Genomic DNA, 19153 nt, shown 5'->3' with positions numbered 1-19153 from the left:
GCGATCAGGCAATCACCCAAGCAACCCTATTGCGCCAAACGTCGAGGTCAAGTTGGCGCCTCCCCGCCAGCGGGACGGGCGAATTCGCGCCAAGCCAGCAAGCCGGACGCCTCGCCACAGACAACCGGCCGTTCATCCGGTAGAATTGTTCCGCCCACCACGGAAATCCGGGCTTGTCGCCCCTTCCCGGTCAGCAGTTTCGACACACCGCAGTTCTTGCGATCCCCACGGTATTGACGTATGCCCCAGGCCTCGCTCAAGCACGATCCGTTTTCGGCCCGACGAAATTTTGAAACGGGCCAAGGTCCCGCCGCGTTGTACGACCTGGCGCGATTGGAAGCCCTCGGCCTCGCCAAGATCAGTGAGTTGCCGTACTCCGTGCGACTGCTGCTGGAAGCCGCGCTCCGCACGTGCGACGGCTACGAAGTGACCGAACAAGACGTCCGCAACCTGGCCGGCTGGAATGCCGACGGCGTGGCCGAAGTGGAGATTCCCTTCAAGCCGGCGCGGGTCGTGCTGCAGGACTTCACCGGCGTGCCGTGCGTGGTAGATCTGGCCGCCATGCGGGCCGCGATGAAGCGGCTCGGCGGCGATCCGAAAAAAATCAATCCACTAATTCCCGTCGATCTGGTGATCGACCACTCCGTGCAGGTCGATCGTTTTGCCACAAGCGATGCGCTCGATTTGAACGTCGAGATGGAATTCTCCCGCAATCGCGAGCGCTACGAGTTTCTGCGTTGGGGTCAACTGGCGTTCAACAACTTCCGCGTCGTCCCACCCAGCGTCGGCATCGTGCATCAAGTGAACCTGGAGTTCCTGGCGAAGGGCGTGTTCCTGCGCGAGGATCAGCATGGCCGCGTGGCAGTACCGGATACGTTGGTCGGCACCGACAGCCACACCACGATGATCAATGGCCTCGGCGTGCTCGGCTGGGGCGTCGGCGGCATCGAGGCGGAAGCCGTGATGCTGGGGCAGCCGCTCTACATGCTGATGCCCGAGGTGGTCGGCTTCGAAGTCACCGGGCAACTCGCGCCCGGCGCGACGGCCACCGATCTCGTGCTGACCGTGACCGAAATCCTCCGCAAGGAAAAAGTGGTTGGCAAATTCGTCGAGTTCTTCGGCCCGGGCGTAGTGCATATGAAGTTGGCCGATCGCGCGACGATCGCCAACATGGCGCCCGAATACGGCGCGACGATGGGCTTCTTCCCCGTTGATGACGAGACGCTCAACTACCTCCGCCGTACCGGGCGCGAGGAGCACGAAGTGCAACTCGTCGAGCGTTACGCCAAGGAAAACCAACTGTTCCGCACTGACGCCTCGCCGGTGCCGAAGTTCAATAAGGTGATTCGCTTAGATTTGGCTTCCGTGGAGCCCAGCCTGGCCGGACCGAAGCGCCCGCAGGATCGTGTGGCGCTCGGGGCGATGAAGCAGACCTTCCGCAAGGCGCTCACCGCGCCGGTGGCGGAGCGCGGCTACGCCTTGGACAACGCGGCGCTGCAACGCAAAGCGACGGTGAAAGACAACGGGCATTCCGCCGAAATCGGCCACGGCGCCGTGGTGATCGCGGCGATCACCAGTTGCACGAACACCAGCAACCCTTCGGTGATGATCGGCGCCGGATTGCTCGCCCGGAACGCCGTCGCCAAGGGCCTGCGCGTGAAGCCGTACGTGAAAACGAGCCTCGCGCCCGGTTCTCGCGTGGTGACCGATTACCTGGAAAAGGCCGGGCTCCTCAAGGATCTCGACGCGCTCGGGTTCAACGTGGTCGGCTATGGTTGCACGACCTGCATCGGCAACAGCGGTCCGCTGCCAGACGCGGTGGCCAAGGCCGTGACCGACGGCGATCTCGTCGCGGCGGCTGTGTTGAGCGGCAATCGCAACTTCGAAGGTCGCGTCAATCCGCACGTGAAGGCCAATTACCTGGCCAGCCCGCCGTTGGTGGTCGCCTATGCCTTGGCGGGCACGACCGATATCGATCTCGTCAACGAACCACTCGGCACGGGCACGGCCGGCGCGCCAGTGTATCTGCGCGATATCTGGCCGCAGGCCGACGAGGTGCGCAAGCTGATCGACAGCTCCGTGCTTCCGGAAATGTTCCGCGAGCGCTACGGCAACGCCTTCTCCGGCAACGAGCGCTGGAACGCCATCGAAGTCAGTGGTGGCGAACTGTACGAATGGGACGCCGCGAGCACCTACATTCAGGAACCGCCGTTTCTGATCGACCTGCCAAAACAGGCCGGCGCGATCCAGCCGATCCGCAGTGCGCGGGTGTTGGCGCTCCTGGCAGACTCAGTCACGACGGACCACATTTCTCCGGCCGGTGCGATTGCGCTCAAGAGCCCGGCGGGCAAGTACCTGGTGGAGCATGGCGTCGAGCCGGTCGACTTCAATAGCTACGGCGCTCGGCGCGGCAACGATCGCGTGATGACGCGCGGCACGTTCGCCAACATTCGCATCCGCAACGCCACGGCGCCGGGTACCGAAGGGGGCGTGACGCGGCATTTTCCCAGCGGCGAGCAGATGTCGATCTACGACGCCGCGATGCGCTACCAGACTGAACAAGTGCCGCTCGTCGTGCTGGCCGGCGCGGAATACGGCACCGGCAGCAGCCGCGATTGGGCTGCCAAGGGAACCTATCTGCTCGGCGTCCGGGCGGTGATCGCGATCAGCTTCGAGCGCATCCACCGCAGCAACCTGGTCGGCATGGGCGTGTTGCCGCTCGAATTCACCGGCGGCAAGACCTGGCAGACGCTGGGCTTCACGGGCGAGGAAGTATTCGAGTTCGCCGGGTTGGATGAATCCTTGCAACCGCGCAGCGAGATCGTCGTCACCGCCACTGCGCCGGACGGCAAGAAGTCAGAATTCAAATGCCGCGTCCGCATCGACACGCCGGTGGAACTCGACTACTACCGCAACGGCGGAATCTTGCAGACCGTGTTACGTAAACTCCTCGCTACGGCGTAGCGTTCATCCTTTTTTGAACCGCTGAGATGCAGAGGGGAATGAAGGAACGTAACCGCGAAAAAAACGCTAAATAGCGCGAAAATAGGAATGGTTATTGAGACAAGCCAATCCTGTTCAGTATTGGGATTTCCTTTTTTCGCGTACTTTCGCGTATTTCGCGGTTAAACACTTCCCCTCTGCGACTCAGCGCCTCCGTGGTTCAAGAATCGAATTCCTCCACTCCGTGGTGAATCCTCCTCACCCACTTCACCATGGAATCGACCGCCATGAAACTCTCTCCGACCGTCGCGTTCATCGTTTCCTTCGCGCTCTGCGCCGCCATGATGACGTCTACCTCCGCCGAAGAGCCTCGCGTCCTCAAGGCCGGCATGATCGGCCTCGATACTTCGCACTGCGGCGCGTTCACCAAGCTCTTGAAAGAAGCCCCGGCGGGGAGCGAGTTGGCCAGCGTGCAGGTCGTCGCGGCGTTTCCGGGCGGTAGTCTCGATGTCGCCTCCAGTCGCGATCGCGTCGCAGGCTACACCGAGGAACTGCGCGGGTTGGGCGTGGAGATCGTCGATTCGATTCCGGCGCTGTTGGAAAAAGTCGACGTGGTATTTTTGGAAAGCGTCGACGGCCGGCCGCATCTGGAACAAGTCCGCCCGGTGTTCGAGGCCAAGAAGCCGGTGTTCATCGATAAGCCGTTGGCGGGAACACTGGCCGATGCCGTCGAGATTTTTCGTCTCGCGGAACAGCACGGCGTGCCTTGTTTCTCGAGCTCGTCATTGCGATTCAGTCCCGGCACGCTAAAAGCGCGCTCCGGCGAGGCCGCGGGGCGCGTGCTGGGTTGCGAGGCGTATAGCCCCTGCACGTACGCGGAGCATCATCCCGACTTGTTCTGGTACGGCATTCACGGCGTCGAGACATTGTTCACCGTGATGGGCACAGGCTGTGAGACGGTACGGCGAGTACCGACCCCGGGAGCGGACCTGGTAATCGGCCAATGGTCCGGCGATCGTATCGGCACGTTCCGAGGCTTGCGCGACGGTTCGACCGGCTACGGCGCCACCGTTTTCGGCGCGGACCGCATCACCGACGTCGGCCCTTACGGCGGTTACGAACCGCTGGTGTTGGAGATCGTCCGCTTCTTCCACACCGGCCAACCGCCCGTGAACGTCGAAGAGACGCTGGAGATCTACGCGTTCATGGAAGCGGCGGATGAAAGCAAACGCCGCGACGGGGCGCCGGTGAGCGTCGCGGAAGTGCTGGAACATGCGCGGCGCGCAAAATAACACGCCGCTAACTCCAAGCCCAGGGAAGGCCACCAAGAGTCGAGCAATCATGCGACGACTTCTGGGGCCTTCCCTGGGCTTATCGGCGAAATCGCTTGTTCTGTCATGAAGCATGCCCTGCGCGTCAGCGTGAGGCCAATTAAAAGTAGCGCCGCCCCGGTGTACGCCGGTAGCAAATGCAAGAAGTTCGTGTAGCCAATCGCCGGATGCACGCCAATCGCGCACGTGAAGCCGATGCCGGCCGCCAGCGCTTGAATCTGCCACAGACTTCGGCTTGGTCTGGCGAACCAGTTCATCAAGAACAGCACGATGCCACCGGAAGCGAGTCCGCCGCCGAAGCCGGCGCGGTCATGTGCGATCAAGGGAACAAGTCGCGGATTAATCTCTTGCAGGCGTGCTACCGTCAGGCCCATGTAGTCCAAATCCTGCGGCACAAACACGCTCGTCATGCCGACAGTCTGAATCGTCAGCCCAGCGCCTACGATTCCCAAAGACATAGCGAGCAAACTCCAGCGTCCAAGCGCCGCGGCGGACGTCCATTGGCGTCGTGCAGTTGGCGCTCGAAGGTTCACGGCCAAGCTCGGCAATCGCCGCCCTGACTGGAACATTCCCAGCAAATACCAAGGCAGCAAAGCAAGCGTCGCAATTCCGTGCCAGGTGTCGAGATAGCCATAGCCCAAATAGCAAAGAAAGCTCGCAAACCCGACAACCCCGCTTGCCACCAACGTCCACCACGCCCAAGCGTGTCCGGCGCGGAGTGGGAATTCGGCGAGCCACAAATATAGCAAGCCAATGGCGATCAAGACGCCGCCGAATGACGCGCGATCGTGCTCCATAAAATGGACGATCCGGCATTCGTTGATCGCGCAGAGATCCTTCTCGGTCATGCCCAAAAACGCGACGTCATGCGGCAAGAACTGCCCCATCGAGGCGACAAACAGCGCGAAGCCGCCGGAGAGAATCAGACAACAGCCCACCAACGTCAGCACCGGCCGGCCGTCGGCGACGAGGGCTTGCCAGATGCCGCGGTGATCAACGTCGTGGCTCAAAGTCCGGTTCCTTCGTCGCAAGCGATTGCTCCGGACCCATCAACCGCTGGATTCGTGAAGCTTTCACCGACACGCAGGAAAATCTCGCGAGCGCAGGCAGACTGACGTGCGCCGCTGCGCGCCAAGCCCAGGGAAGGCTGCCGAATGTCGAACCATCATGCGACCACTATCGGAGCCTTCCCTGGGCTTAACGGGATCGACACATCGATCAAGGCGTACTTTGACTCGCGTGCCGCCGGGCCTGCTCACTCCCGCGACTGCGTATGCACGAACGTCCCCTTTTTGCTGGACGTGACCACGTCCAACAGTCCGTCGTCATTCGTGTCGACGACTTCGAACTGCGTGCCGACACCGGAGTCGTGGTCGATTTGGTGTGGGATCCACACCGGGCGGCCGTCCTTGCGCGTTAGCTCGAACCAGAACAGCACCGCCGGTTCGTCGACGCCGGGGTCGCCCTGGGCGTGGGCCCACCAGCGCTTGCCGGTGACGAAATCGGCCAGCCCGTCGCCGTTCATGTCGGCCAGGCACATCGAATGGGTCTGCGAAAAGCTGCGGTCGATCTCGTGCTGCTTCCAGCCGTCCGGCGTCTGCTCGCTCCACCAGATGCCAAAGGCGTGCGCGCTGGAACTGAGCACGTCGTTGTCGCCGTCGCCGTCGAAATCGTAGACGTGCATGTTGGAGACGCTCTCCGCGAATGGCGCGGGATGAAACGTCCACTTCGCCGGCTTATCGCTCTCAGCCGGATTTTCCCACCACCCTTGCGCGACGACCACGTCCTGCCGGCCGTCTTTATTGACGTCGCCGACGCCTAGTCCGTGCGAGTAACGCTCCGTGCCCGGCGCCTTGGGTTCCGAAATTGTTTGAATTAACCACGCTGAAGCGGAATCCGCCTGCGGAAGCGCCAGTGCCATCTGATCGCCGGTCGCGAACACGAGCCGCCGCAGACCGTCGCCGAAGACGTCGAGATACGTCGGGCTTTCGTTATTCGTGACCGGGACGCATTCCCGCTTCGTCCAAGCGCCGCCAGCTTCCTTGGGATTCTCGAACCACCAGGTTTGCTGTCCGGGAAAATCGACGACGATCAGATCGGCCCAACCGTCGTGGTTCAGGTCTTCCGAGAAATTGCAGAAGCTGGGGCTATAGCCCTTGGGGTCGAATTCCTGGGGCTGCTCCAGCACGTTGTGCATCTGCCAATCGGGGGCGGTGTAGTACACGCTGCCCGCGGCGACGTCGAGCTTCCCGTCCCGATTGAAATCCGCCACGGCGACGCCCTCGCTCCGGAACTTGGCGTCGAGCTGCGACTTCTTGAAGGAAACCTTGACCGGCTCAGCCGCGAATAGCGGCGCGGCGATGGCCGCAAGCACAACCAACATCAACGGCAGACGCATGGTGAATCACTCCAAGATTGTGGACGCAACTTCGAACCTGCCCGCGAAACACGCCAAACACACGAAAAAAGGAGAGGAGTTGGTCACGGAAGAGAAAATCTATCCACGGAACACACAGAAACAGATGTCGGACGAAGAGTTATCGAATCACATCCATTCCCTGTATTTTTTCATGTTCTTCCGCGTATTCCGTGGACCTCTCAGATTCTTTTCGCGTCCTTTCGCGTGTTTCGCGGGCAACAATCGACGCGGCCCCTATGATAGCGTCACCGGTTCGGTGGTGGCCAGGGAGCGGCGGAGTTGGCCGCAGGCGGCGTCGATTTGATCGCCTTTGCGGACGCGGACTTGGACCTCGACGCCAGCGCTTTGCAGGATCTCAACGAAGCGGTCGACGGCCCGACCACTCGGCGTCTGGTACGGTAATCCGGCGACCGGGTTGTAGGGAATCAGATTCACCATCGCGGTCCGTTGCCGCAATATGCCGACAAGTTGCTTGGCGTGCTCCGGTTGATCGTTCAAGTTGCCGAGCAAGACGTATTCGAACGTCAGCCGGCGGCCGTTGGCGGCGAAATACTCATCTGCGGCCGATACGACGTCGGCCAACCCGGCGCTCCGATTGACCGGAACGAGTTGACTTCGCAAGACGTCGTTTGGCGCGTGGAGCGAAACGGCGAGGTGATATGGATGTTTTTCGGTGGCCAGCCGTTTGAGCGCCGCCGGCAAACCAACTGTGGAAATCGTCACTCGGCGTCCGCTGATGCCGAGCCCTTCGGGGCTGGTCGCCCATTCGAGAGCCGGCAACAGATTGTCAAGATTCGCGAGCGGTTCGCCCATGCCCATCACGACGATGTGACTCAGCCGCTCGTCCTGAGGTAGCAACTGCTGTAGCCGCAAAAGCTGTTCGAGGATTTCACCGGTCGAGAGATTGCGGACCACTCCTTCCAGGCCGCTCGCACAGAAGACGCAGCCCATCGCGCAGCCGACCTGCGTGCTGACACAGCAGGTGCGGCGCTCCCCTTCGCGGATCAGCACGCACTCGATGCGGTTGCCATCGGCCAATTGCAACAGCAGCTTTTCGGTGTCGTCGTTGGCCTGGCGATGTGCGGCGATTTCGGTCGTCCAGAGCGAAAACTCGGTGGCGAGGGATTCCCGCAACGCCGCGGGCAAGTCGGTCATCGTGGCAAAATCGGAGACGCGCCCGGCAAACAGCCAGTGCCGCACTTGCCGCGCGCGGTAGGCCGGCAGCCCCACTTCGCGCAGGAACGCTGGCAGTCCCGTTCCGAGTTGATCAAGTAAGTGTTTCAAGGGTTTCCCGCAATAAACGCCGAGCCGGCACGAATCCTCCACAGGCGCCCGACCTGGCAGCCGTGTATTGTCGCACGCGCCGGGCGGTCCACCAAGTGCCGGAGCCCGGCGCTGCATCGCAAAAAGGCGACCGGTGGTAGATGGCGTGGCAGCAATCAAACGCTATGATTTCGAGGTATTCCCGGGGGCCAGGACCGGCCTCCTTGAATTTCGCAATCCGTTCCCGAGATAAGGACTTGCCGCGATGTCGATGGATTCACCGGCCTGGAATTCTGGCGCCGAACCGCCCCCAGCCAAAAAGAGCGGCTCGAAGGTATGGCTGATCCTGGGCGTGACGCTCGGCCTCTGTGTGGTGCTCTGCTGCGGCGGCATCGTCGGCGTATCGGTATATTTCAGTTCGCAAGTCGCCGGAATGATGAGTCACGATCCGGCGGAAGTGACCAAGGCGCAGGCCGAGGTCGCCGACATCGAGATTCCGGCCGACATTGCGCCGCAATTCAGGTTCGACCTGGGTATGTTTGGGCAGCAGGTCGCGTTGCTGGTCTATCACGGCGGCCCTGCCAGCGACAACCTGATCTGGATGGCGGCTGAAGGGAATGCGCTTCAGCAGCAGACCCAGGGCAACGTGGATAACACGCGATCGCAATTGGAATCAAATCTGACGCAGCAGGCTCAGATCGCCCAGTCCGGCCCCTTCAAATCGCTCAGCGATACCACGCAGCGCAACGTGGAGATCACCGTCAACGGAACGCCCGCGACCATCAGCGTGACGGAGGGGACGGACGGCGGAGGAAAGAAGTTCACCCAGGCCGAGGGCATGTTCACCGGCAAGAAGGGGCACACGTTTATCAAGTTGCAACTGGACGGCGAAAAATATCCGCCGGACCAAGTGGACGCGATTCTGAATTCGATCAAGTAATTCTTGACATGCTGATTGGTGACGAGCCGCGAGGAATCCTCGCGGCTCGTTTCGTTGGGCCACGTGTTTTCGGGAGATGGCTGTAGCTGAGTCCGCGGACTCGGCTACAGTGGAGGTTGCCAACCCGCGGCGATCATCCTTGGAGGCGAATCCCATGAGTGACGAGGGCAACCCGTATGCCTCGCCATTGTCCGCCGGCACGATGACGACGTCCACGAATTCTGCCGATTTCCGCGACGTGTTCCTCGGCTGGGAGCGGCTACGGGTTGTCTACAACTGCGTGCTCGTCTCGCTGACTTTGTTGTGCGGGTTCGGCAGTCTCTCGGTGCCTAAATTCTGGTCCACCGCGTTGTTTGGGGCCATTCTGACCAACGTCTGCTTCTGCGTGGGACCGGTATTGGAAGGTTACGCGACCTGGTTTTCCGGCCGGCGCGTACAATGGGTGAGGTGGGGCTTATTCCTGCTTGGGCAGTCGATCGCTGCCGTGTTAGCCTGCACCGTCGTCTTGAACGCCTTCCCGAACAACTTGACAGTTTTCGGCCTCTGATCTATGTCCACTGACTCCGCCAATCTGTTCACCGCCCACGAACGGACGTTCGAGACGAACCGCTTCGTCTATCCGGTCGTCAGCCGGCGGTCGCGCGGGGTGTCGATCGGCGTCAATTTGAACCCAGACAAGATCTGCAATTTCGATTGCATCTATTGTCAGGTGGATCGCGTCGAAAAAAGCGAAACGCGGTTCGTCGAGCTGCCCGGCTTGCTGCGCGAATTGGATGAAATGCTCGGGCTGGTAAAAAGCGGCGAGTTGTTCCAGACCTCGAAGTTTCGCGACACGCCTGAACATCTGCGACGTTTGAACGACATCGCCTTCTCCGGCGACGGGGAGCCGACGACGTATCGCAACTTCGACGAGATCATCGCCGCGTGCGCCGCATTGAAGCGCAAGCACGGCCTCGACAGTGTGAAGATGGTGCTGATCACTAACGCCAGCATGTTTCATCGCCCGGCGGTGCAACGAGGATTGGAACTGCTCGACGCCAACCAGGGCGAAATCTGGGCCAAGCTCGACGCCGGCACCGCGGAGTATTACCACCTCATCGACCGCACCACGATCCCGTTTCAGCAAGTGCTCGATAACATCGCCGCGGCGGCGCGGGTACGGCCGCTCGTGATTCAATCGCTGTTCATGCGCGTGAACGACGTCTCGCCGACCGAAGCCGAAATCGATACGTATTGCGATCGATTAAACGAGTTCAAGATTGCCGGCGGCGAAATCAAGTTGGTGCAGGTCTACACGATCGCGCGCCGCCCGACGGAGAGTTATGTGACGCCGCTGGCAAATGAAGAAGTCGATGCGATCGCCGGCAAAGTTCGCGAAATCACTGGCCTGAAGGCGGAGTGTTTTTACGGAGTGGCACAATAGCACCGACCCGTCAAATCCGTTGGCCGGCGCAGGGTCAGCCCCACCGGGGCGTCAGATAATAGCCAGCGGTGCAAACCGCTGGAATGCAGCAGTACACAGAATTCCAGAGCCCTGAAGGGGCGACACGAGATTGCTATTCGTACCGCCCCTTCAGGGCTCTGACTATTTTCGCGTTTGATTTCCAGGGGTTGCCACCCCTGGCTACTATCGGCCGCCCCTGTCGGGGCTACACATCTGGCGGCGCTCTCGGCGACAGGGGCCGAAGTCAAATCGGGCACGAGGAAGTGTTGTGCCTACGCCAAAATCTCGCGCACCACGCGGGCCTTTTCCGTGCCCGTTAGGCGTTCTTCCAGGCCGTTGTGGAAATAGGTCAATTCCTCGTGATTCATGCCGAGGATGTGCAACAGCGTCGCATGTAGATCGCGGACGTGGATCGGTTGCTCGACAGCGCGCAGGCCGACTTCGTCCGTCGCGCCATAGGCCATGCCGCCGCGGACTGCGCCGCCGGCGAGCACGATCGTGTACCCCCAAGGGTTATGATCGCGACCTTTCCCTTGTTCGCTCATCGGCATGCGGCCGAACTCGCCGCCCCAAATGACGAGCGTGTCGTCCCATAGCCCGCGGCGTTTCAGGTCGCGCAATAAGCCCGCGACGGGGCGATCGGTCGCGCGGCACAGGCGTCCGTGGTTTTCGACGACGTCCTCGTGCGCGTCCCAGCCGACCGTATCGCCGGCATAGAGTTGCACGAAGCGCACGCCGGACTCGAGCATCCGCCGCGCCATCAAGCAGCGCGTGCCGAACTCGCGCGTGTCCGGCGCATCGAGGCCGTAGAGCGACAGCGTTTCCGCTGTTTCGCCACTCAAATCCACCAACTCCGGCGCGGCGACTTGCATCCGGCTGGCGAGCTCGTAGGCCGCGATCCGCGCTGAGAGTTCATCATCGCCGCCGCGCGCCGCCAGGTGGCGCTCGTTTTGGTCGCGCAGAAACGCGAGGATCTGCGCTTGGTCGTCGCCGCTCACGCCCGGTTGCGGCGCGAGATGCAGGATCGGTTTCGCGCCGGCCCGCATCGTGACGCCTTGGTACGTCGCCGGTAGATAACCGCTGCCCCAAGCCGGCGGGCCGCCTTTGGCGCCGCCGCCAGGATCGGGCATGACGATGTACGCCGGCATGTCGGCGTTTTCGGTCCCGAGACCGTACGACACCCAACTGCCGAAGCTCGGCTTGCCCATCAAGATCGAGCCGGTGTTGATCTGATACACCGACTGTGGATGATTCACGCTGTCGCCGTGGCAACTGCGCAGCACGCACAAGTCATCAGCGCAGGCCGCCATCTCCGGCAGGAAATCGCTGACTGGCAAGCCCGACTCGCCGCGCGGGCGGAACGTACTGACGGGGCCGAGCAGCGGATTGTCCGCAACTTTCCGCCGCGTCATCACTTCGCCGAAGCTGGCCGGCAACGTTTGCCCGGCGAGTCGCGTCAGTTCCGGCTTGGGATCAAACAAGTCGACATGACTCGGCCCGCCATGCATGAAGAGATGGATCACCCGCTTCGCGCGCGGCGCGAAGTGCGGCGAAATTGCGCCAGTCGAGGAACCGCCGGTCGTCGCACCACGGCTCAAGCGACCGTCGGCCTGCAGCAACCAGGTCGCCGCCAGCCAGCCGAAACCGCCGCCAGCCTGACGCAAAAATGCGCGTCGATCCACGGTCGTAATCTCGTTGCGATCCGCCATCGTCGCCCTCGCACGATGCCGCCACCTTGCGGCGCTTCGAGCACTCGGCGCCGCCTACGCGTCATCCTACCGTGGGCCCTAACGCTGTGCCATCCGCCAGGGAAGTAGTCCTCGCATGCGCACTGGCTGTGGGAGGCGTCTCCGACGCCGATTGTTGGGCGCGTTACCGAGAATATCCTTTGAATTCGTAGCGAAGTCCGCTCCATCGGCGTCGGAGACGCCTCCCACAGTCAAAGGTCGGCCGCCGCCCGCTCAGTTCTTCGCCCGCGTGATTTCGATGTCGCGGGCTCCGAGTGCAAAGGCCTCGCGGCCGTCGATGTAGGCACGCAAGTGGCAATCGCCGAACGCGGTGTCGGGAACGGGGAGCGTGACCGCAAAGTCGCCAGCTGGCACGTCCAGTTCGCGCATGATGAGGCGAGGGTCGTTCGCCCGCTGGTATGTGGACTGGTAGACGTCGGCCGCTTCCGGCGAGGCGTCAAACTGCGGCCGGTTCGGCGAACGGAACGTAAGCCGGTCGCGCCGCACGATCAGTTCGACCGTGCATCGGCCGCCGAACGGCGCGTTGCCTTGTACTGAAATCCGCTGTCCCGCCGCGATCCGGTCCGGAGCGCTGAGCGGCATCGCCATCGGGTGCGCAATCCGCAACAACGGGTCGCCCAATAGGTTGAACACCTGCGCCGTTTCGGCGCGTTCATCTGACGCCGATGTTCCGGCCGGATTGAGCTTCTCCGCCAGCGCGTCCAGCATCTTCGCCTCGGGCTGGTCGCGCGGCTCGGTCAGCATCTTGCGCTTGGCCGTGAGGAACAATTCGCCCAGTGTGGCGGAGCGATCCTGAAAACACGCTTGCAACAGATTGGTACCCAATACGCACATGCCGTACGGCATGGCCACGCGGGAACTGGCGGCCACGGCGATTGGCCCCGCCGGAGCGCGCAGCATTTCCTCAGCGAGGCAATCGTCTTGCGCATCGAAAGCGCCGGCGTAGCAGGACAGGAACAGCGCGATCGGCGCTCCGTGCTGACAACGCAACGCCGGCATGTCGTTGGAATGCAGAATCTCATACGCGCGGTTGGGCGGAGTGTACATGCGGTCCAGTCGCCGCGATTGTCCGTGGCCGACGTAAACCCAGAACAGGCACCCCTCGTTCAACCGTTCCAGCACCGTCGCATTGATGCGGTCGGGGCTGGGGCAGTAGGGGCTCTGCCAACTGGCGTGGGTCATCGTCGTGGCATAACCGGCCGGGATGCCGGACGTGATTAAACGCTTCGCGCTCAGTTCGAGGACCGTATCGGCCACCGCGCCGAAACCGCCGACGCCCGCCACGAAGTTCACGCGCCGCCGCCAGCCGGCTTCGTTCGAGCATCGCTCGTAGGCGATGATTTTCTGGATGATCGTCGCCAGCTCGCGCGGATTCTGGACGGAAAGGCGGCCGACCGCGAGGTCGGGAATCGAATCGCCGTCACGGTCCGCATAGCCGGCGTCGGTGGCGATTTCCCGTTCTGGGCCCCAGTGAATGTTGACTTTGGCCGCCGTCGAAAACGTCGGCACGGCCAGGCGCGTCGACCGGCCGCCGGCGACATCGCCGACCAGGACGACGAAGCGAATCGGTTCGAGTTGGGCCACCGCCAGCACGCGATTGTGCGTATCAGCCGCGGTGGCTTCCGGCTGGACGAAGCGGATGCCGTGCCCCTGACCCTCGCGGTATTCGACCCATTGTTCCATCGCCGGGCGCAGCTCGTCGGAGCAAACCACGACAGTATCGACCGCCGAGAGCGCCCCGCCGGCCGTCAGAATCAGCGCGAGCAGTGTTGTTGGCATCAGGGTTCCCGTTCAGCTCCGCGTGCGCGTGGCGATGAGCGCCACGATGTGCATCTTATCGTGTTTCTCGGCGGTAGACAAAAAACCGCTCAGCCCCGCAGCCCGGCGATCAATTCCACTTCGCCGACGGGGAACCCGAGTTGCCGGGCGACGGCCGCCGCCGATTCGCCCTGATCCAGCAACTTGTACACCGCCTGATAGCGCGCCGTGGTCCGTCGCGAATCCGCGGTCACGGCGGCGTTGGCCATAGTGGAAAAATCGCGCGAGCGCGCCAGCCCTTCGGCCTGATGGTGCGCCGACGTCGGCTGTGGACGTTCCACCGCGCGCGACTTCGGCGCCGGTCGCGGCGGATCATTCTGGTTCAAGAGCGCATTGAGTTCTACGATCTTCCGATCGGCCGCTCGGAGGAGCTCCTCCAACGTGCGAACGCGATTTTCCAGTCGTTGGAGAATTTCCGCGGACTTTGTCTCCAGCGCGCTCGCGGCGGGACTCGAGGCACGAGTTTCCACCTCCGGCTCCGACGGCGGCTTCAATTGCGCGAGCATCGCCGCGCGGTCGATCACCGGGCGATACGGCGTCTCTTGGCGCGAAGCGCGCAACCGGGCCATGCGCATCATGGCCATGACCGCCAGGATCAAACCCGCCAAGAACAGCAGGTCCGTCGTCGAAATCCATTCCGACCACTCAAATGACGGCATCCGTTCGCCTTCCGTGGCTATGTACCGACGTGTCGCGATTTACACTCAACAATCGCTACAACAAGCTCTCCAACAGCAAGCGAATCTTGCGCATCTCCGCGAAGTGATCGACGTCTGCGTTGGCCGTGTCGAACATTTGCACGCACAAGGCGCGGTCGTATTTGAACTTCGCCAACTGCGTCGCGAGCTTGCCGTATTCGACTTCGCCTTGACCCACGCGCACTTGCAGGGCCTTCTTGTTGGTATCGCGCAGCTGCAAGTGGTAGACGTATTTGAGCAGGTTGTCGTAGTTCGCGCCGGCCTTCGGACCAAAGAGGTAGTGGCTCGGATCGAGCGTGATGCCGAGCCCTTTCACGTTGTCGCAGAGCACTTGGGCCGTCGTCGGATCTTCGGTCAGGCAGCCGGACTGCGTCTTCATGCCGACGAGCACTTGTTCCTCGTGCGCGATCTTGACCAGCTCGCGGAGACGTTCGATCTCCGCGTTGAAAGGCGTGCCCAATTCGGCCGAGGGCACGGTGATGCAGACCACTTTCGTGGCCCTCGCGAGCTTGCAACACGCCGCGAACGCCTGGTAATAGCGCGGATCCTCCGGCGACATGTCGACGTAGTAGGCGCAAGGAGTCAGCCGATGCGTCTTCCGGCAGGCGTGCAAAACGCCCTCGGGATCGGCCAGCACTTCGCTGGGCTTGAGTTGTCGGCCGTCCTCGCGGAGCGCGATTTCGACCGACGTGTATTCCAGGTCGACCAGGCGCTCGAGCGCCTCGCCAAGCGGTAGTTGCGAAAAACAATCCGTCGATGCTGCCACAAACACGGGAGATGCTCCTTCGTGCCGTCCCCAAGCTGCCAATTCGTCGCGCGATCGCGCAGCGCGATCGCCAGGACCCTTGCGCAGTCCGTCGCGCGACACGGTCAATAGGTTACTTCGCTTCCCCTCGGTCTGGCAACACCGGTGTCGGGCGGACCCATCTGAGCGACGCGCCGATTGCTATCATGATGGCGGTCGCGATCACGCACACTTGCACGTCAAGACGCCCTCCATGCCTGCTCCCATTCGACGAATTGCCGTAAATACCGGCGGCGGCGACGCCCCGGGCTTGAACGCCGTGATCCGCGCCGTGGTGCTTTCCGCCATTGGCAGGGGTTGGGAAGTACTGGGAATTCGCAAAGGCTACGAAGGCCTGATCGACCCCACGCAAACCATCCAACTCACCCGGGATCGAGTCCGCGGGATCACGCACCTCGGCGGAACCATCCTGGGGACGACGAACAAGGGCAACCCCTTCCAAAAGATCGTCCAGGAAGCCGACGGCACGACACGCACCATCGATGTCGCGCCGATCGTGATGGAGAACTTCCGCAAGCTGCAGCTCGACGCCCTGGTGGCCATCGGCGGCGACGGCTCGCTGGCGATTGCCAATCACTTCAGCGCGCTAGGTATGCCCGTGATCGGCGTGCCGAAAACGATCGACAACGATCTTTCCGCGACGGAAGTCACGTTTGGCTTCGATACGGCAGTCACCGTGGCCACCGGCGCACTGGATCGGCTGCACTCCACGGCCGAAGCGCACGAGCGCGTAATGGTCATCGAAGTCATGGGACGCACCGCTGGCTGGATTGCCTTGGCCTCCGGCGTGGCCGGCAGCGCCGACGTGATCCTGATTCCGGAGATTCCGTATTCGATCGACGCGGTGTGCCGAAAAGTCCGCGAACGCGAGTCGCTGGGTCGCCCCTATTCCCTCGTCGTCGTCTCCGAAGGCGCCAAGCCGATCGGCGGTGAAATGACGATTCAAGCGCCGACTCAGGTTGGCTGCGAGCCGCGATTGGGCGGCATCGGCGAACGGGTAACGGCGGAGATTCAGGCCCGCACCGGACGCGAATCGCGTTGTGTCGTGTTGGGCCATTTGCAGCGCGGCGGCACGCCGACCACGCTGGATCGATTGCTCGCATTGCGTTTCGGTGCGGCGGCCGTGCGTTATCTCGCCGAAGGCCAACGCGGCGTGATGGTCGCCTACGATCCGCCCGGCGTGAAAACAGTGCCGCTCGCCGACGCCATTAAACGCAAGCACGTCCCACCGGATTGCGAAATCGTGCGCACGGCGCGCGACCTCGGCATCTGCATGGGAGATGCGTAGTCACGACGCCAGCAATAAAATACTGGCCCGTAGCGCCAGCGAGGGAGAGTTGGCGTCGGTGATGACCTCACCAAATACGCCAATCAAACCTCACAACTAAGTGCTTATCCCGCCACGTCATTTGTCATTCGAGCTGCGTCATTCTTTCGACGTTCGGATTTCGGAATTCGTCATTCTCTAGATGCGCTCAAAGTATCGCTTGCGTTCCCAGTCCGTTACCGCTTTGTCGTACGCCGCTTGTTCCGTGCGGAAGAAGTGCGTGTAGTGTTCGACGACCTTGTCGCCGAAGACTTGTTTCGTGAAGTCGCTCGCGGCGAATAACTCCGTGGCGTCGCGCAAGGTGCCGGGAATGCGTTCCAGTTGCGTGGCGTTGTAGGCGTCTCCCTCGAACAATGGCGGCGGCTCGATTTGATTCGCGATGCCGTCCAGGCCGGACGCCATCGACGCCGCCAGCGCCAGATACGGGTTGCAGTCCGCGCCGGCGATGCGGCATTCGATTCGCAAACTTGGGCCATGTCCCACGACGCGAAAGCTCGCCGTGCGATTGTCGTGGCACCAGGCCAACCGCGTGGGCGCCCAGGAGCCGGATTGGAAACGCTTGTAACTGTTCACAGTCGGCGCGTAGCAGACCATCATCTCCGGCAGGTGCTTCATCCAACCGCCGAGAAACCAGGTGAACTCCTGCGAGCAGGAAATCGGTCCGAGCTTGCCAGTGCCAGGAAAGGCGTTCTTCGCGTTGCGCCACAGACTCATATGAATATGGCAACTGGAGCCGGCCTGTTCGGCGTCGAGCTTGGCCATGAAGGTCACGCTGCCGCCTTGCTGTTCGGCCACTTCTTTCAAGCACTGCTTGAAGATCACATGGCGGTCCGCCATCGAGAGCACGTCGGCGTAGCGTAGATTCAACTCATGTTGCCCGAGCCCCCATTCCCCCTTAGAACACTCGACCGGAATTCCGGAGCGATGCAAATGCCGGCGAAAGGCGCCGTTGAAGCGTTCCTCGCGCGTGCCTTGCAGCATGTGATAGTCTTCCAAGTACCAACCGGCCGGCTGCAGGCCGTGGAACGCCTTGGCATGAGCGTCGCGATAGCTGGTCTCGAACAGATAGTATTCCAATTCCGTACCCGCCATGGCGACGAATTCGCTCTTGGCCGCGGCTTCGATCTGCCGCTGAAGAATTGATCTGGGCGCGACGTCCACCAACTCGCCATCGACGTCGCGCACGACGTCACAGATCACCATGGCGGATTTCTCCAGCCAGGTGGCGACGCGCAACGTGGAGAGGTCCGGCCGAATCGCGAAATCGCCGTACCCGCGCTCCCAATTAGCGAACGCATACCCGGCGACCGGCTGCATCTCCATATCGACGGTCAGCAAGTAGTCGCAGGCGTGCGTCCCGTGCGCAAGGGAATCGAGAAAAAATCGCGCGTCGAAGCGCTTGCCCATGAACCGGCCATACAGGTCGGTGAAAACCACGAGCACGGTATCCAACTCATCGGCCTCGACGCCATACTTCAATTCGTCAATGGTCAGCATGCCGGTCAGCGGAATCGACGTCATAGAGCAAGCAACTTCCTGCGTGTGGCCCAAGCGGAAACAAGGAACTGTCCCACATATAAGCGCGACCTGCGCAATCCGCAAGCCAAGGGTGCGCAGCGAAACCGGAAAAGTGCGAGGCGTTTGAAGTTTGAAGTGTTCAGTTTTCAGTGTTCCATATCCAGCCGCATTGCGTCGTGCAGCGGATTTACTGAACACTGAAAACGTCAAACTCACCCGCGACCTTCACCAGCAATCCACGCCGCCGTCTCGCGATATTGCCGATAGACTTGCTCGTACGCCTTGCTCGCCGCACGTTGCGGAGCGACGATTTTTGCTCGCCGCTCCGCGACATCCTCGCGCGGCTCGGCCATCGCTTTCACGGCCGCCGCCGCGGAACTGAAACCGGTGGCTTGCTTGCCGGCCGCCATCGCGCCGAGAATCGCCGCGCCGAGGGCCGGGCCGTGTTTGGCCGGATGCACCGTGATTGGCTTACCGAGGATGTCGGCGTAAATCTGCACCAACAACGGATTGTGGTGCGGCAGCCCGCCCGTAGCGACTAGTTTTTTTACTGGCACGCTGGCGTCGGCGAACAACTCGACGATCCAGCGCAGCCCACAGGCCGTCGCTTCGATCAGCGCGCGATAGAGGTGTGCTGGCTCGTGCCCCAGCGCCAGGCCGAGGAAGCCGCCCTTCAATCGCCCGTCCATCAATGGCGTCCGGCAGCCGTTCAGCCAGTCGATTGCCAGCACGCCGTCCGCCCCAGGCGCGATCGCGGCCGCCGCGGCGTCTAGTTGCCGAAAATCCTTCGCGCCGACCGTGCGGCGCAACCAGTCAAAGGCGTCCCCCACCGCGGCTTGGCCGGTCTCGTAGCCGAACATGCCGGGCAGAATCCCACCCTCGACCACCCCCGCCACGCC

At 62.2% G+C, this 19153-nt stretch carries 15 protein-coding genes; 6 read left to right on the top strand and 9 right to left on the bottom strand.

Annotated elements, in window-relative coordinates; translation table 11 throughout:
• Positions 1-240: 240 nt before the first annotated feature.
• A complete protein-coding gene (acnA, locus tag SGJ19_16850; protein ID MDZ4781922.1) occupies positions 241-2964 on the top strand; it encodes an aconitate hydratase AcnA in 2724 nt (907 codons plus the stop codon).
• A gap of 266 nt (positions 2965-3230) precedes the next feature.
• The gene (locus SGJ19_16845) at positions 3231-4235 is read left to right on the top strand and encodes a Gfo/Idh/MocA family oxidoreductase (protein MDZ4781921.1); all 1005 of its coding nucleotides are present in this window, start codon (positions 3231-3233) and stop codon (positions 4233-4235) included.
• Between the two features lie 47 nt (positions 4236-4282).
• Here the strand turns inward: SGJ19_16845 and SGJ19_16840 are convergent, their stop codons facing one another.
• The 3 genes from SGJ19_16840 to rlmN all read right to left on the bottom strand — a co-directional run bounded on the left by SGJ19_16840 (position 4283) and on the right by rlmN (position 7977).
• A complete protein-coding gene (locus SGJ19_16840; GenBank protein MDZ4781920.1) occupies positions 4283-5284 on the bottom strand; it encodes a hypothetical protein in 1002 nt (333 codons plus the stop codon).
• Positions 5285-5529: 245 nt separating this feature from the next.
• The gene (locus tag SGJ19_16835) at positions 5530-6672 is read right to left on the bottom strand and encodes a VCBS repeat-containing protein (GenBank protein ID MDZ4781919.1); all 1143 of its coding nucleotides are present in this window, start codon (positions 6670-6672) and stop codon (positions 5530-5532) included.
• A gap of 255 nt (positions 6673-6927) precedes the next feature.
• Positions 6928-7977 (bottom strand): 23S rRNA (adenine(2503)-C(2))-methyltransferase RlmN, encoded by a 1050-nt coding sequence (rlmN, locus tag SGJ19_16830; GenBank protein MDZ4781918.1) that lies wholly within the window; start codon positions 7975-7977, stop codon positions 6928-6930.
• A gap of 244 nt (positions 7978-8221) precedes the next feature.
• Between rlmN and SGJ19_16825 the strand changes: the two genes are divergently transcribed.
• The 3 genes from SGJ19_16825 to SGJ19_16815 all read left to right on the top strand — a co-directional run bounded on the left by SGJ19_16825 (position 8222) and on the right by SGJ19_16815 (position 10319).
• A complete protein-coding gene (locus SGJ19_16825; protein ID MDZ4781917.1) occupies positions 8222-8896 on the top strand; it encodes a hypothetical protein in 675 nt (224 codons plus the stop codon).
• 154 nt (positions 8897-9050) lie between these two features.
• Positions 9051-9443 (top strand): hypothetical protein, encoded by a 393-nt coding sequence (locus SGJ19_16820; protein ID MDZ4781916.1) that lies wholly within the window; start codon positions 9051-9053, stop codon positions 9441-9443.
• 3 nt (positions 9444-9446) lie between these two features.
• Positions 9447-10319 (top strand): radical SAM protein, encoded by an 873-nt coding sequence (locus SGJ19_16815; protein ID MDZ4781915.1) that lies wholly within the window; start codon positions 9447-9449, stop codon positions 10317-10319.
• Positions 10320-10612: 293 nt separating this feature from the next.
• Here SGJ19_16815 and SGJ19_16810 read toward each other — a convergent pair whose 3' ends face one another.
• The 4 genes from SGJ19_16810 to SGJ19_16795 all read right to left on the bottom strand — a co-directional run bounded on the left by SGJ19_16810 (position 10613) and on the right by SGJ19_16795 (position 15376).
• Positions 10613-12049 (bottom strand): DUF1501 domain-containing protein, encoded by a 1437-nt coding sequence (locus tag SGJ19_16810; protein ID MDZ4781914.1) that lies wholly within the window; start codon positions 12047-12049, stop codon positions 10613-10615.
• Positions 12050-12301: 252 nt separating this feature from the next.
• Positions 12302-13867 carry a C25 family cysteine peptidase gene (locus SGJ19_16805; GenBank protein MDZ4781913.1) on the bottom strand — a complete coding sequence of 522 codons (1566 nt, stop codon included), beginning with the start codon at positions 13865-13867 and terminating at the stop codon, positions 12302-12304.
• A gap of 89 nt (positions 13868-13956) precedes the next feature.
• On the bottom strand, positions 13957-14565 hold the full coding sequence (locus SGJ19_16800) for a hypothetical protein (protein MDZ4781912.1): 609 nt from the start codon (positions 14563-14565) through the stop codon (positions 13957-13959).
• A gap of 55 nt (positions 14566-14620) precedes the next feature.
• The gene (locus SGJ19_16795; GenBank protein ID MDZ4781911.1) at positions 14621-15376 is read right to left on the bottom strand and encodes a sugar phosphate isomerase/epimerase; all 756 of its coding nucleotides are present in this window, start codon (positions 15374-15376) and stop codon (positions 14621-14623) included.
• 226 nt (positions 15377-15602) lie between these two features.
• Here SGJ19_16795 and SGJ19_16790 point away from each other — a divergent pair, with 226 nt between their 5' ends.
• Positions 15603-16697, top strand: a complete 1095-nt coding sequence (locus SGJ19_16790) for an ATP-dependent 6-phosphofructokinase (GenBank protein ID MDZ4781910.1) — start codon at positions 15603-15605, stop codon at positions 16695-16697.
• 177 nt (positions 16698-16874) lie between these two features.
• Here the strand turns inward: SGJ19_16790 and SGJ19_16785 are convergent, their stop codons facing one another.
• The gene (locus tag SGJ19_16785; protein MDZ4781909.1) at positions 16875-18257 is read right to left on the bottom strand and encodes a glutamine synthetase family protein; all 1383 of its coding nucleotides are present in this window, start codon (positions 18255-18257) and stop codon (positions 16875-16877) included.
• Positions 18258-18466: 209 nt separating this feature from the next.
• On the bottom strand, positions 18467-19153 hold a 687-nt coding region (locus SGJ19_16780), incomplete at its 5' end, for an FGGY-family carbohydrate kinase (GenBank protein ID MDZ4781908.1).

It is taken from the genome of Planctomycetia bacterium, assembly GCA_034440135.1.
In the GTDB taxonomy this organism is placed as follows: domain Bacteria; phylum Planctomycetota; class Planctomycetia; order Pirellulales; family JALHLM01; genus JALHLM01.
The sequence above is the reverse complement of the archived record's forward strand: the minus strand, read 5'-3'. Positions and strand labels throughout refer to the sequence as shown.

Excerpts from the sequence above, each read along its gene's own strand:
- SGJ19_16835 (MDZ4781919.1), bottom strand. The coding sequence starts at position 6,672 with ATGCGTCTGCCGTTGATGTTGGTTGTGCTTGCGGCCATCGCCGCGCCG.
- SGJ19_16820 (MDZ4781916.1), top strand. The coding sequence starts at position 9,051 with ATGAGTGACGAGGGCAACCCGTATGCCTCGCCATTGTCCGCCGGCACG.
- SGJ19_16815 (MDZ4781915.1), top strand. The coding sequence starts at position 9,447 with ATGTCCACTGACTCCGCCAATCTGTTCACCGCCCACGAACGGACGTTC.
- SGJ19_16810 (MDZ4781914.1), bottom strand. The coding sequence starts at position 12,049 with ATGGCGGATCGCAACGAGATTACGACCGTGGATCGACGCGCATTTTTG.
- SGJ19_16845 (MDZ4781921.1), top strand. The coding sequence starts at position 3,231 with ATGAAACTCTCTCCGACCGTCGCGTTCATCGTTTCCTTCGCGCTCTGC.
- SGJ19_16785 (MDZ4781909.1), bottom strand. The coding sequence starts at position 18,257 with ATGACGTCGATTCCGCTGACCGGCATGCTGACCATTGACGAATTGAAG.
- SGJ19_16790 (MDZ4781910.1), top strand. The coding sequence starts at position 15,603 with ATGCCTGCTCCCATTCGACGAATTGCCGTAAATACCGGCGGCGGCGAC.
- SGJ19_16805 (MDZ4781913.1), bottom strand. The coding sequence starts at position 13,867 with ATGCCAACAACACTGCTCGCGCTGATTCTGACGGCCGGCGGGGCGCTC.
- SGJ19_16825 (MDZ4781917.1), top strand. The coding sequence starts at position 8,222 with ATGTCGATGGATTCACCGGCCTGGAATTCTGGCGCCGAACCGCCCCCA.
- SGJ19_16800 (MDZ4781912.1), bottom strand. The coding sequence starts at position 14,565 with ATGCCGTCATTTGAGTGGTCGGAATGGATTTCGACGACGGACCTGCTG.
- acnA (MDZ4781922.1), top strand. The coding sequence starts at position 241 with ATGCCCCAGGCCTCGCTCAAGCACGATCCGTTTTCGGCCCGACGAAAT.